The sequence below is a fragment of the Brevundimonas sp. genome (assembly GCF_050729455.1).
Taxonomy (GTDB): Bacteria; Pseudomonadota; Alphaproteobacteria; order Caulobacterales; family Caulobacteraceae; genus Brevundimonas.
Genome location: NZ_JBOHLI010000002.1, coordinates 107,509 through 121,357, shown reverse-complemented (window position 1 = coordinate 121,357; position 13,849 = coordinate 107,509). Strand labels below are relative to the sequence as shown.

Genomic DNA, 13,849 nt, shown 5'->3' with positions numbered 1-13,849 from the left:
AGTCGGCGCAACACAGCGATATGCCAGCTTGCGGCCCAGCGGGCCACGCCGCCACGATGCATGCTCGAACGCCTGATTCTGAGGGGGTGAGTTTGCAGCCTGATAGGGCAGAGCTGGAACGCATGGCGAGGCTGCTCGATGAGAGCGGCGAATACCGAGTGTTGCGCAAGCTGCGACCTCGCTCGGTGGGGGCTCCGACGGCTGGTCCCGTAAGAACAGGTCTTTTTGTGGATGTCGAGACGACCGGGCTGGAGCCTGGACGCCACGAGATCATCGAACTGGCTATGGTCCCTTTTACTTACTCGTTGGACGGCGAACTGCTCGGCGTAGGGAAAGCATTCCAAAGTCTGCGAGAGCCCTCACATCCGATTCCGGTCGAGATTACCGCGATCACAGGCCTTGATGACGCCAAGGTTGCGGGGCGGACCATCGCGATTGACGCTGTGCAACGTTTCGTTGCCGGCGCTCAGCTGGTCGTTGCGCACAATGCAGCCTTCGATCGAAGATTTCTTGAGCTGTTCTGCGATGTGTTCACCACGAAGGCATGGGCGTGTTCAATGAGCCAGGTGGATTGGGCCGCGGAAGGATACGAGAGCACTAAGCTCGCCTATCTCGCGAATGCCGCCGGCTTCTTCTACGAGCGTCATCGCGCCACCCACGACTGCAACGCTGCCATCGAGCTTCTTGCCAGACCGTTACCGAACAGCGGCCGTACAGGGCTGGCCCATCTACTCGACGCCGCCCGAGTGCCCAGTATCCGTATCTGGGCCGAGAACTCGCCGTTTGACCTCAAGCATCTGCTGAAGGCGCGAGGCTACCGATGGAGTGGCGGTGAAGATGGCACGCCCCGAGCATGGTGGACGGACGTTGCGGAGGCGGACCACGCCTCGGAGCTCGCATGGCTGCGGGCCGAGATATACCAAGCTGACGTAGAACTTACTCAGCGCCGTATCGATGCGTACGATCGCTTTTCCGCTAGGTGATAGCAACCTGGCCGAGTCCGACAGCGCCCCGCTCGCTAGCCAACAAGCGGCTGTTTTCGACGGCGGTACGAATGTCCGCTCCTGGCGCTTCGCCGACTTGATCAGCCAGACAGCGCGAATTTCCGCGAAGGGTGGGTGAGCGGACAACTGCCAGAGACCAGAAAGTTGACGCGCCCGCCGTACAAGCGGCAGTGGCGGCTGTTGAACGATGATGTAAGCTCAACAAGATGACACGAGCTCTGCAGGATCAGTGGCGGTTCCCTCTGGACGTTTCGCACCCAGCTTACGTGCGGAATGTCCCTGTACTTGAGAATCTCATGGCTGCGCTCCAGGCGGGGAGCCCAATCGTTGAGCTGATCGGTCATTGGGGGACAGGGAAAACCACACTCTTGAGGGCTCTACAAAGCGAGCATCCGCCGATGTTCGACGGCACCATCGAGTACTTCGTCGGCAGCGAGTCATTCCCGCTCGCTGACGCTGTCGAAATGCTCGCAGAACGCTTCCGTGCCTCCGGAGGCCGCAGCCTGCTCATCATTGATGAGGCGGAGCGTATGGATAAAGGCGATCTCTTGGAAGGGATCAACCGTCTGGGAACAGGACCATGGAACTTCTCGACCATTCTGGCCACGACCTCATCGCTCGACATCGGGCGAAGCGTCCATCTAACGCCGCTCAACTTCGACGGTATGAGCCGACTAATCGAGGCGCAACTCGGGCAGTCGCTGTCCCCGAAGGCGCTTGAGAAGCTTTGGGCCGCGTCACAGGGGTTGCCCAGACTTGCGACCATTCTTGCTGACCAGTGGCGAACTGGCAGCGTTCCAAGCTTCGCCGCACTTGCAGACCTGCTGAATCCGATGGCTATGCCGGGGTTGGTCGACGCCCGGGGCCGACCACTATCGGCTGGCAGTCATGAAGAGAAGACGATCATCTCCGACGTGCGCCACGTCAGCGAGTCCCTGCTCAAGCTCGTGGGCACTGATCCCAACCTTGTCCATGCGCTAACGCCCCGCGAGTTTGAGGAGCTGTCTGCCGAACTCTTCCAGCGGCAGGGATACAAGGTGACGATTACGCCCCAGACCCGCGACGGGGGCAAAGACCTCTACCTCGCGAAGGCAGACGGGTTTGGATCGTTTTTGTATATCGTAGAGTGCAAGCGATACGCTCCAGATAACCCGGTTGATGTCGGTGTCGTGCGTTCGCTTTACGGCGTCGCTCAGCACGAGCGCGTAACAGCTGCGATGACGTTGACAACGTCGTATTTCAGCAAAGACGCACAGAACTTCGCAGCGGAGGTTCAGTATCAACTTGCACTAAAAGACTTCTTTGATTTGAAACTTCTCCTCGCGCCGTACAGGCGGGCAGACTAGCCAGAGTTCGCTGAGAAGCGGGCGCTCCTAACGTCAGGCTTGGGTCGAAAGCAGGCTTAACCTCGTCGACCGGTGGACCGCTTTCAGGCCGCTAAGCAATGTCCGCTGGTGGCGCATCCATGGCGATCGTAGATCGTCGCGGCGGATGATCAGGATCCGGGTAGCTAGGCGGCAAGAGCGTTCAGAGGCGCTCAGTTCTCGCTTGGAGTTCTAGGCGCTGCCCGTTTGGTCGGCGATGTAGCGGGCGGGTGGTTTGCCCATGGCCGCCTTGAACATGCTGACGAAGGCGCTGACCGACTCGTAGCCGAGATCATGGGCGACGGACTGGACCGTGGCGCCGGCGGACAGCTTCTGAAGAGCCAGGACGATCTGAAGCTGTTGGCGCCAGCGTCCGAAGGTCATCCCCGTCCTTCGGACCACCAGCCGCGCCAGTGTTCGTTCGCTCATGGCGACGCGATCCGCCCACTCGGCAATCGAAGCGCGGTCATTGGGCGCCTGGATCAGCCGGTTAGCGATCAGGCTCAGGGTAGGTTCGTCGGGGATCGGCAGGTGATAGGCAGCCACCTCCATGCGCCTCAACTCGCCCAGAATGACCTCGGCGATCATTTGGGTGTGGGCGTCTTCCGCGCCGGTTTCGAGCGAAAGGGTCGCCAGGTGCTGGATCATCTCGATGACCATGGGGGTGAGCGACAGGGTGCAGCAGTGATCGGGCAGGCCCTGAACATCCGGATCCACGAACAGCAGGCAAATGCGGCCGTTCGGCGTGACGTGGTTGCAGTGCGGCATGGATCCGGGAACCCAGACGCCGCTGCCCGGCGGCACCATCCAAAGGCCGCCCTCGGCCCGGCACATGACGCCGCCGCGCAGGGCCATCACCAACTGACCCCGGCGATGCGCGTGCATGGGCAGCTCGAACTCATGATCGCTGACGCCGATGCTCATGGCGAAAGCCGTCCGGTCGACGGCGTCGGGATCAAACTGCTCGAGACAGGGATGGTCAGAGGTTATGGCGGATTGTCCGTTCGGCGATATTTTTTGTCATAATATCGAAATCCAGAGGGACGGCCTATCCCTAGATTGGAGCGCGTCATTCGAGGAGACGCTGCTTCATGCCCAAATCTCTACGCGTAGGACCCTTCTGGGTCATCGCGGGCATCCTGATCTTTTCCGCGAACCTTCGCGGATTGTTCACCGCTGTCGGGCCCCTGCTCGGTACGCTTCAGAGTGCGTTCGGCATGGGCGCGACCCAGGCCGGACTGCTCATCACCCTGCCATTGGCCGTCTTCTGCCTGGTCTCACCGCTGGCCCCGCGTCTGGCGCGGGGGCTGGGGCTCGAGCGGGCGCTCTTCCTGGCGCTTGGCGTCATGGCCGCAGGGATCGTCGTCCGAGCCTTCGGGCCGTTGTGGTCCCTCTATCTGGGGACCGCGATTCTGGGCGCCGGGATCGCCATCGGCAACACCCTGCTACCCAGCCTGTTGAAGCGCGATTTTCCGGATCAGCTCACCAAGCTGACGGCGGTTTACGCCATCACCATGGGGATAGGCTCAGCCGTGGCGTCGGCCGTCGTCGTGCCGCTCGCCGATGCCGTGGGGTGGCGAGTTTCGCTGGGAGCCTTCGTCATCTTGCCGATCGCCAGCGCACTGCTGTGGCTGCCGCAACTGGGCCGACATTCAGACCTCGTTCGCCAAGCGGCGCCGGAGCCTGCTGAAAGCGTCAAGGTGTGGCGATCGCCGCTGGCCTGGCAGGTCACCCTGTTCTTCGGCGTCAACTCCGCCGTCTACTACGCCATCGCGACCTGGCTGCCGTCTATCCTGGCCGACGCCGGCTTCTCGCAGGCAATGGCGGGAACCCTTCATGGCCTTATGCAGCTTGCGACGGCCTTGCCGGGACTGTTCCTCGCCCCGCTTGTCCGGCGGACGCGGGACCAGCGAGGCATAGCGGCGGCGATGGTCGGCCTCGGCCTGGCCTCGATTGTTGGTCTTTGTCTCGCGCCCCGATTGGCTGTGCTTTGGGTTTCGGGCTTCGGCTTCGGCGTCGGCGGCGCCTTCATTCTCGCCCTGGCTTTCCTGGGTCTGAGGACCCGATCGGCGGACCAGACCGCGCGGCTTTCCGGCATGACCCAGTCGATCGGCTATGTGCTGTCGGCCTCGGCGCCGGTCTTGTTCGGCGCGCTGCACGACGAAACCGGGAGCTGGGCTCCGGTGCTGGTGATCTGCGGACTGCTGTGCGGGCTCCTGATAATTCTCGGCTGGGGCGCCGGTCGCGACAGGAGCCTGGGCGAGAGCTAGCCGATCGCGAGAGGCAAGGCTGGCGCAGGGGTCTCGGTGCGAGGCGGATAGTGCCGCGCGAGTGGGCCAGAACGCCGCTTGTCCGGAAGGGCGCCGATGACCGCTCCTGGCGATCTGAAGCCCTTCTGTGCTGGAGGGAACCGAAAAGCTCTCGACAATCTGCGTCGAACTTAGGGTCCCGGGGGCGCGAGACCGTCTCTCCGCTGGTCGTCAGAAGACGATGTTTCCAGTGGAGTTTTTGTGTCCGGTTCAAAGCTTGTCGTCGTCTCGCCAGTTTCCGGCGACGTTCCGAGAAAAAGGGGCCGTCCGCCGCTCCCCATCGTCACCCATCCTGTCGCCCTGTGGGAGGCGCATGCAGAGCCCCGGGATTTCCACGCCGCGCTGGATCTCCAGATCCGCCGACACGGCGAGAATTCCCATCGATTGCACCGGGCGATCGTGGCCGCCGGCGGGTTGACGGACAGGACCACCCTCGCGGCTTGGCGGCGAGGCCTGAAGGTCCCGCAGACGCCCGCGAGTCTGAAGGTCCTCGACATCATCGAGCATCGCTATCGGCTGGATGCCGGCTATCTGCGGTCACGGCTGCAACGGCGCCGCGCGCTCTTCGGCCTGGTTCCGCCCGAGGTGCAGTATGCGGAATCCCGTCGTCTGGCCTGGCACCTGCCGGATGACTTCGACGAGAGATCGGCCGATGAGCAGGAGGAGATCCTGAATTGGGTGCGTTCGACCATCCTGTCCGGCGGCACCGCCTATCATCGCTATCATTCGACCGTGTCGAAGCATCGGTTCGCACTTCGCTTTGACGGAAGCGGTCCTGCAGAACTGGCGGCGCCCGCGCAACTGCGGGCCGAGATGGACGCTCTCCTGCGGTTCAAGTCGGCGACGCTCACGGACATCGGCTACCAGCGCTCAGGCGTCTGGGGGGCGGAGACCGCGGCGCAGCGCGAGGAGCATCTGGCGCTGCTGTTCGGCGCCCTGGCCGCCCTGCCTGACGACGAGGTCAGCGGGCTGGGCGTGCCCCGCGAGGGCCTGACCTTCGGGCTGCTCGTCCTGCCCTCGGTCTGGGACTGGTATGTGCAGTGGCGCGAGCGGCGCCGGGGCTTTTTCACTGGATGGGAGAGCGAGATGCTCCTGCTTGGCGCGGCTTTCTCGCGCAGCCAGACAGGGTGGCTCAGACAGAGCCCATGGTTGGCGGAGCGGCTTCGTCCCATTCCCGGCGTTGTCGCTCAGGAAGAGATCGACCGGATCTGTGAGGATTGGGATGGAGCCTGCGAGCAGGTGCATCGCCATGCCCTGGCCAGATCCAAGGAGATCGAGCGGGTCGCCAGGGTCCATCGGGATCCGTTCGAACCCATCCTACCCATTCTGGAAGCGGCCAGTCCTGTCGGCGAGTATCGCAAGATCACGGAAGAGATACTCCGTCGAATGCCGGAAGAAAGGCGCTATCCTCGGGCCGCGGCAGAGGCCGTTCGGTCCTTCCTGATGCTGAGGCTGGGTCTGCACCTCGGGGTCAGGCAGAAGAACCTGCGGCAACTCCTACTACGTCCGCGGGGGAGCCCGCCGACGCCGGAGCGAGAACTTGAGAACCGGCGATGCGGCGAGTTGCGCTGGAGCGAGAGGGACGGCGGCTGGGAGGTCTTCATCCCCTGCGTGGCGTTCAAGAACTCCGGCTCGGCCTACTTCGCCAAGCGTCCGTTCCGGCTTCTACTGCCGGACCTCGGCGGACTGTATCGCTGGATCGACGCCTATGTCGGTCGTCACAGATCAGCCCTGCTGAACGGCTCGCGCGATCCCGGCACCTTCTTCGTCAAGACCGTGAAGACCTCGAGCCGTGACGCCGCCTACAACCAGCACACCTTTTACAGCGCCTGGCGTCAGGTGATCCAGCGGTACGGGATCTACAACCCGTACACGGGGAAGGGGGCTGTTGTTGGCCTCCTTCCGCATGGCCCGCACAATGTGAGGGACGTCCTGGCGACCCATGTTCTGAAGCTGACCGGTTCCTATGAGCAGGCCAGCTACGCCATCCAGGATACGCCGGCCACGGTCGCTGACCACTACGGACGCTTCCTGCCGCAGGACAAGGCGGCGCTGGCGGCCCAGGTCCTGAACCGCGTCTGGGAGGCGGCGGCCTGACGCCGTAAAGGCGAAGGCGTTCATGCGAACAGACAAGGAATGTTCCTATTTGTTCGAGGCTTGCTAGGCGTTCTCCATGGACGACGCCGTCCCTCGCAAGACCATCCATGTGGACATGGACGCCTTCTCGCCTCGGTGGAGCAGAGAGCTGCCCCGCCTGCAAGGGCGTCGCTGTAGGTCACGCCGCTTCGCTAGGCCGTTCAGGCGCCGGTTCGCGGGACGCCGTTTTTCATTCCGCGTCGGCGGCCGAAGGCTCTGGAACGCTTGCCAGGTCCATTGCGCACTTTGGAGACCTTCAATTGCTGCTCTGACGGCGTGTAGCCGATGGCCACGTAGGCTGTAGCAATTGACCCGAACCGGCGAGTGTAGGTCGAAGAGTGAGGCAGGTCCGGCGAGATGTTCACAAGACTCATGCTGAGCCGACCATGCCGTTTCCAAAGCACGCGCAGCATGTCCAGGAGCTCGGGGATGGAGAACTTTTCCGTTGGGCGATTCTTCTGCGCGGCGACGATCCGATCCGAATACATCGCCTGCTTGGGTGTCTGGATATAGCCGCAGGCCTTGTAGGCCTTGAGCATGCCGCCGAACGCGTCCCGGAAGGTCTCGAGGCCGTAGATGCTCTTCTCGAAAATCGCCTTCTCGGAGAGCGTGCCGCACTCGGCGGCGACGCGCTGCAGTTCTCGAATGAGGTCAGCCCGCGAGGGCTGCTCTGAGCACCATCGAATTTTCGCCTGGACCCGGTCGTAAAGGCCGGTCGAAACGATCGGCGGACAGGCGGAGCTTTTGACCCAATGCTTCGGATCGACCGACTGGCGCGGTTCACCGAGGCGTTGTCTCGTCCGCCCAAGGGAAAGCCGGCCACAGTATTTGGGATTGTTCAGGACTCCGCGGACGCGACCGACCGTCCATAGACCGCCATCCTTGAAGGCTAGGCCTTCCAGGTTCAAAGCTCTGGCGACAGTGGTGTAGCTCTCGCCAAGATTGAGATAACTCGTAAAGATGCGTCGGACGATCTCCACTTCGTGGACGGGTCCGAGCACAAGTCGGGTGTGGCAACCGGGCCTCTCGAACCTCTCACCGTCGTCGCAGACGTGAATGACTGATCCATCAGCGTCGACGATTGCACGCCGGTATCCATAGCCACCCTGACCGCCGGTCCAGAAGTTGCGCTCGCGCAGGACCATCTTGGCTCGTGAGATGCGCTGACTGTTCTCACGACTGAACTCAGCAGCCATCGTCCGTTTGACGTGCTTAATGAGACCCGACATGGCGGTCCCGTCATTCCTGAACGACTCGGCGCAGTACTCAACATCGACGCCTGCCTCCTGGCACATGAACTCATAGTGGGCCGCTTGATCGGGGTTCTGGAAACGTCCCCATCGACTGACGTCGTAGACAAGGATCGCGCTGAAACCGGGATGGCCATCCAGCACGATCCGCAGGAGTTCCTTCAGCGCGTCCCGCTTTTCCAGGGTGACCCCGCTGATTCCGTGGTCCGTGAAGGTCTGCACGATGTGGAACCCGTGAGACTTGGCCCAGGTGGCTATAGCTCGCGCCTGGAACTCGAGCGAGACATCCTGCCTGTCCGTCGACATACGCAGGTACTGGGCGGCCGGTCGGCCAGTTTCCCCTGGTGCGTCTTCCATGAATTCGGGCGCCCTTGGCTGTAGATGCAGTCTGCGAACATCCACCTGGTGTCCGTCCACGGTCCATGGTGCTCACTTGGCGAGGAGAACGCGCGAACTCGCGGGGAGTCTTTCGCCGGCGTGAGGTGGGTTTGGCAGCCTTGAGAGCGCCCGACATCAAGGCGGACCGAGATATCGCGCCAGCCAGTCGAGGATGCGCGCGTGCAGGTCCCTCAGATTGCCGGGGCTGGCGTAGGTGTGGCCCTCGCCGAAATAGGTCACGAGACCCGCCTCCCGATTGCGGCGATAGAGGGCGCTGAAGAGGGTGCTCATGCGTTGGGTGTCGAGGTCGGACTCGATCAGCAAGGCCGGGGTGCGGATAGCCTCGGCCTGATAAAGGGGGCTGGCTTCGACATAGGCTTGGGGCGAGGTGGCGAAGTCGCCGATCGACGCCTGTCCGGTTTCGCCCCACCCGACCATCTGCCCCACGGGAACGCCTTCCTCGGGGGCCACCCGGAAGAAGGGCGGCAGTTGCATGGAGAGGCTCAGGTCGGGATATCCGTTCGAGGCGATGATCGCGCTGAAGCGGTCGCTTTGGGCCACGGCGCTGAGAACGCCGTAGCCGCCGAAGCTGTGACCGATGAGGGCGATCCTCCCGGGGTCGACGAGCCCGAGGTCGCCGGCGGCGTCGACTGCAACCAGTATGCGGTCCGCGATTCCGGCAGCCGGGCGGTTCTCTCCCGGTGCGAGCGGGAGACTGACGATGAGGACGGCGTAGCCCGCCGCCGCGATCACGGCAGGATTGTTCTGCAACCGCGTTCCGCCGGGGAGGAGAGCCGAAGGGGCGGAGCGCGGAGCTGTTCCGGGGTAGACTTCGACCACGACGGGCGGTCGGTCGCCCGGGGCTGATCCGGGAGGCAGGAGAAGCCAGCTCGTCAGAGGTTCGCCGCTGGGCCCCGGGTGGGGCACAGGCACAACGCGCCCCCAGTCGATGTCGGACCAGTCCTGGTTGAGCGCGACGAGAGGTTTGACGCCCTCCGCCGTCCTCAGTCGAACTTCGCTTCCGCCCTGTTGCGTTCGATGGGTGACAAGAAAGTCGGCGTTCGGACTGGCCGCGAGGATGGTTTCGTCATGTTCCATGGGCGTAAGACAGGCCGGGGCCGGTCGGGCGAGCCGTGACAGGCAGGCCTGATCGATCAGGGTCCGGGCGCCGATGTCTCCGGGCGCTGGATTCCACCTTGCCGGGTTGCCCATGTCGGCAGTCTGCCCCTGGTCGCGAAGCTGCCCGCGCGCCAGCAATGGACCTTCCGGTGCTAACCGATAGACCCCGTCCGCGCGCTGGATGGCGGCGCGCCCGTTGACCTCCACAATCCGTTCCGAGGGCTCCTCGACCGGAACGAGGGGCGATGAGGTCGAACGGGGCCTGGCCCAGACCCGGGCGCCGTCAGCGGTCCGGGCCTGAACGATCGGTTGGTCGCCGTCCCAACTCGCCAGGGGAATGGCGACGCCGTCCCAGGTGCGTTGCACCCAGGGCGTCAGCGGGCCGAGTTCGAGCGGCCTGGCGCGCCCGTCCCGGGATACCGTCCAGAACCGGCCGTCCTCGTCGAAGTCGCGGCCCAGCGGACGGCCGAAGACGATAAGGGCGTCGGAGGCGGGAGACCAGGTCATGAGGTACATGGCCAGGTCTTGCTCAGGCAGGGGATCGCTGACGGCGCCGGTGTCGAGCGCCACGAGGCTGAGGCGCCGGCGGCGATAGGGATCGCCCACCCGAACCGGGCGATCCGGCCTGGGCTGAAGGTCTTCGGCGTCTTCCATAAGGGCGGCCCGGCGGCCGTCAGGCGAGAGCCTCAGATCGAACCATTCGCCGCGGGCCAGTAGCCGGGGCGTCCCGGAGAGAACATCGAGAATAACCAGGGTGGAGGGCTCGGCCCGGGGCCGCGACTGCCGGGCCTGTCCGCTGGGGATGTAGACGGCGCTGGTTCCATGGCCGCTCGCAGCGGTGCGCCAGAGCTGCTCCACGCGTTGCTGTACCTTGAAGCCGACCCGCATGGCGACGGGCGGATCGTGACGCGGCCGGGCGATGAAGACCAGCTCGGTCGACGAGCGCCAGGCGACCGTTTGCCCGAACTGGGACAGCTCCGGCGTGAAAGGAAGCCAGACTGTCTCGCCGGTCGCCAGGGTGAGGACGCCCAGCTGCAGGTCGTCGGCCGTCACCCGGAAGACCGCCATGCGGGCGCCGTCAGGCGAGAAGGGGCCCGTCAAATGGCCAGCCTCGTGACTGGGCGCGGCAAGGCGGATCGGCGCCTGATCCTGATCGACACGATACAGCTCCAGGTCGGTGAGCATGGCGTTGGTCATGGTGGATAGATCATAAGATCCGGCCTGGTCATAAGGACGCTGGTGCTCGATCGCGACCCATGCGCCGTCAGGGCTGATCCGTGTCGTCCCGATGTCCTCGTGACGGAGCAGGTCGTCGATCGAGAAGGGGCGCTGGGTCTGGGCGGAAGCCGGCCAGGCGGCGGATGTCGCCAGGACAAGAGCAAGAAGAGGACGCCGCATCACCAGGCCCTCGTCAGCTGCAGAGAAACAAAGCGGCCGAGCACATTGGCGTTGGCGGCGTCATAGCCCACGCCTTCAGGGGCGTCGTAGAAGGGCGGGTCGCGATCAAACAGGTTCTGTATCGTGAGGGTGAGGCCCGTTCCTGCGAGAAGGCCGTCTTCCGGGGCGTAGCGAACCGTCAGGTCGGCGGTCGTCCAGGAGCCGATCCGCTTGCCCGCCAGGTCCCGGTAGGCGTTGACGAAGTTGACCGACGGCGAGGCAGACCAGGCGCCGCGAGACCAGGATCCCGAGCCCCGGCCGCGCAGGCCGACCGGGAAGTTGGGCCGATCCATCTGGGAGACCGTCGGCGAGGTCGGCGTCGGCTGGGCGTCGAAGCGCTCGAGCCAGGTGAAGTTGAGACCGAGATCGAAGTCGTTGTCGCCCTGCGAGAAACTGTAGCCTGCGTTGAAGTCGGCGCCCTGAACCTGAACCCGGGCCGTGTTGACGTAGCGAGCGTCGACGATGGCCCCGTAGGACGAGGCCGGGAATTGGTCGCGCAGGCCGGTCGTGGGCAGGTCGAGGATGGCCTGGATGGCGGCCAGGTCCTCGCTGTTCGCCGGGCTCAGGGTCCTGACGAAGGGCGCGAGGGCCGGATCGCTCAGGGCTGTGAGAATGCTCTCCAGGGCCGGCTGGCCGATCCGGTTCTCGAAGTCGGTCCGGAAGCCGTTCACGCCGATGCGAAGGCCGGGAAGGGCGTTCGGGCGAACCTCGAAGCCGAGGGTCCAGGTGTCGGCCTCCTCGGGCTGCAGGTCCGGATTGCCGCCGTAGAGGATCATGGAGAGGATCTGTTGGGCACCTCGCGGAAGAATGGAGGGACTGGCGCTGGCGGCGTCATTGACTTCGCGCAGCGCCGGAGCCCTGAAAGACCGGCCGTAGTTGGCCTTGAGGCGCAGGCTATCGACCGGATCCCAGACGATCCCGACCTTGGGGCTGGTGGTCTGACCGACGTCGCCATAATCCTCGAACCGGGCCGCGAGCGAGAGCTCGAGCCTTTCCACCCCCGGGCGACGGTTGTTCGTGCCGAAGAAGGGAATGCGGACCTCGCCAAAGGCCGCCGAGACCTGTCGGTCGGTTTCGATCGCTGTGCCGACATTCGGAGCGAGGCCGCTGGTGAAGCCGGTGGCCTGGCGCTCGAAGGTCTCATTGCGAAAGGAAAGCCCGGCCGCGAGGCGCAGCGGACCTCCGGCCATCTCCAGCAGAGAGCCGCTGACCTGGAGATTGGCTGAGCTCACCTCCGTCCGGCTGTGGGTGCGGGTGTAGCCGGAGCTGATGAAGTCTAGGACGGCGGACGGGTTCACCGCGCCGTCGCCAAAGGGGTTGAGGTAGCCGTCTCGCGGCGCGCTGAACGCGGTGGCGGGATTGTCGGCGATCGCGCCGAGCGCCTCGCGCAGATAGGTGGACTGCAGGGCGCCGTCGACGGCGCTGCGGCTCTCCTCGGAGGAATAGGCGAGGTAGGCGTCCATGCGCCAGTCTGCGAGCAGGTCCAGCGTTCCACCGATGCTCGCGCCAAGGCTCTCGACCTCGCCGCTGATGCGCGGCGCGGGAATCTCCCCCTGGAAGGAATAGGCGATCGTGTGCGAACGGGCGCCCGTGGGTGAGACGAACCAGGGGTTGGCGTTGGTCACCGTCAGCAGGGTGCTGATGGGGAAGGAGACGGTCTCATAGTCACGCTTGCCGTAGCGGGCGTCGGCGGAAATCTCGAGGCGGTCGCCGAAGGCCTGGCGCATCAGGGCGTAGGCGCTATGACGCGTCTGCCGCGGCAGGACGTTCACGCCGGCCCGGTGGTTCTCGAGGTTGACCTGGCCCGGCAGGAAGTCGCCGGGACGCAGACCTGCGCCGGTTTGTCCCGGCGGGATGGCGTAGGCCGGTAGATAGCCGCCGCTCGCGGGGTCGAAGACGACGATGTTTCCCGGGTTGCTGTAAAACTGACGACGGTCCGTGCCGCCGCGCCATCTCAGATCGGCGTCGCTGGCCAGTCGCCTTTCCGATCCGGCGAGGGCTTCGCGGTCGTAGTATTCGTAGGTGAGCAGGGCGTTGCCCGTCGTCCAGCGCCCGCCAAAGGTCTGGCCGAACTGATACTCGCCGCTGGCGCCGTCCCCTGTGTCGCCGACCCGCACCCGGGTTTCCGCCCCGTCAAAGTCATCGCGCAGGATGATGTTGACGACGCCGCCCACGGCGTCGGCGCCATAGAGGGCGGAGGCGCCGTCGAGGAGGACGTCGACCCGCTTGATCGCCGAGGTCGGCAGCGTGGAGACATCGGCGAAATCGCCCTTGGCGCCGGTCCCTGCGAGACGACGTCCATTGATCAGCACCAGGGTGGCGTCGCTGCCCAGCCCGCGCAGGTTGACGCCGTTGGCGTAGGTCGAGTTGGTCCCGGACCGGTCGGCTCCGTTATTCACCGCCGCTTCATTGGCTGTCCCGCCGAAATTCTGCGGCAGGGAGGCGAGGAGTTGGGCCACCGTGGCGCGGCCTTCCCGGTCCATCTGATCGCGATTGATGCTGACAACCGGCGACGGGCCGTCGCCGACGCCGCGGATCAGGCTCCCCGTGACGACGACATCGTCCACCACGGTCGGATGGTCGTCCATCCGTTCCGCGCGCGCCGCCGGATCGAAGAGGACATAGACGTTGGGCCGCGTCCGGCGAAAGCTGAGCCCGGTATCGCGCAGAAGGGCGGCCAGACCGGCTTCGGCGCCATACTCGCCTTGCAGCCCCGGCGAGGTTCGGCCTTCCACCAGAGCCGCCGGATAGAGGATCTGGAGGCGGCTTTGTTCGATGAAGACGGTCAGGGTTCGGGCGAGGGGGCCGGCAGGCGCATCATAGCGTCGCACAGCCTCCGCGCCCTGGGCCCA

At 64.8% G+C, this 13,849-nt stretch carries 8 protein-coding genes; 4 read left to right on the top strand and 4 right to left on the bottom strand.

The genetic code is table 11. The features are described from left to right. Window positions 1-56: 56 nt before the first annotated feature. Window positions 57-983, top strand: coding sequence for a 3'-5' exonuclease (locus tag ACREEF_RS01150; protein ID WP_431563775.1), 927 nt, complete (start codon window positions 57-59; stop codon window positions 981-983). 317 nt (window positions 984-1,300) lie between these two features. Then, a complete protein-coding gene (locus ACREEF_RS01145) occupies window positions 1,301-2,350 on the top strand; it encodes a restriction endonuclease (protein ID WP_431563774.1) in 1,050 nt (349 codons plus the stop codon). 210 nt (window positions 2,351-2,560) lie between these two features. Here ACREEF_RS01145 and ACREEF_RS01140 read toward each other — a convergent pair whose 3' ends face one another. Continuing rightward, a complete protein-coding gene (locus ACREEF_RS01140) occupies window positions 2,561-3,292 on the bottom strand; it encodes an AraC family transcriptional regulator (RefSeq protein ID WP_431563773.1) in 732 nt (243 codons plus the stop codon). A 167-nt stretch (window positions 3,293-3,459) separates the two neighbouring features. Between ACREEF_RS01140 and ACREEF_RS01135 the strand changes: the two genes are divergently transcribed. Both ACREEF_RS01135 and ACREEF_RS01130 read left to right on the top strand, forming a co-directional pair. Then, entirely contained in the window at window positions 3,460-4,638 is a 1,179-nt protein-coding gene (locus ACREEF_RS01135; protein ID WP_431563772.1) for an MFS transporter, read from the top strand. A 240-nt stretch (window positions 4,639-4,878) separates the two neighbouring features. Beyond that, a complete protein-coding gene (locus tag ACREEF_RS01130) occupies window positions 4,879-6,774 on the top strand; it encodes a hypothetical protein (protein ID WP_431563771.1) in 1,896 nt (631 codons plus the stop codon). Window positions 6,775-6,974: 200 nt separating this feature from the next. On the opposite strand, the gene ACREEF_RS01125 is transcribed toward ACREEF_RS01130, so the two are convergent. From ACREEF_RS01125 to ACREEF_RS01115, 3 genes are all read right to left on the bottom strand, one after another. Continuing rightward, complete coding sequence (locus ACREEF_RS01125; RefSeq protein ID WP_431563770.1) at window positions 6,975-8,420, bottom strand: recombinase family protein; 1,446 nt, start codon at window positions 8,418-8,420, stop codon at window positions 6,975-6,977. Window positions 8,421-8,576: 156 nt separating this feature from the next. Beyond that, window positions 8,577-10,958, bottom strand: a complete 2,382-nt coding sequence (locus ACREEF_RS01120; RefSeq protein WP_431563769.1) for a prolyl oligopeptidase family serine peptidase — start codon at window positions 10,956-10,958, stop codon at window positions 8,577-8,579. Next, window positions 10,958-13,828, bottom strand: coding sequence for a TonB-dependent receptor domain-containing protein (locus ACREEF_RS01115; protein WP_431563768.1), 2,871 nt, complete (start codon window positions 13,826-13,828; stop codon window positions 10,958-10,960). Before ACREEF_RS01115 ends, ACREEF_RS01120 begins: the two co-directional genes overlap by 1 nt. Window positions 13,829-13,849: the final 21 nt, after the last annotated feature.

Bases quoted from the DNA above. Each gene is read 5' to 3' on its own strand.
- ACREEF_RS01150 (WP_431563775.1), top strand. From the start codon at position 57: ATGCATGCTCGAACGCCTGATTCTGAGGGGGTGAGTTTGCAGCCTGAT.
- ACREEF_RS01125 (WP_431563770.1), bottom strand. From the start codon at position 8,420: ATGGAAGACGCACCAGGGGAAACTGGCCGACCGGCCGCCCAGTACCTG.
- ACREEF_RS01120 (WP_431563769.1), bottom strand. From the start codon at position 10,958: ATGCGGCGTCCTCTTCTTGCTCTTGTCCTGGCGACATCCGCCGCCTGG.
- ACREEF_RS01140 (WP_431563773.1), bottom strand. From the start codon at position 3,292: ATGAGCATCGGCGTCAGCGATCATGAGTTCGAGCTGCCCATGCACGCG.
- ACREEF_RS01135 (WP_431563772.1), top strand. From the start codon at position 3,460: ATGCCCAAATCTCTACGCGTAGGACCCTTCTGGGTCATCGCGGGCATC.
- ACREEF_RS01145 (WP_431563774.1), top strand. From the start codon at position 1,301: ATGGCTGCGCTCCAGGCGGGGAGCCCAATCGTTGAGCTGATCGGTCAT.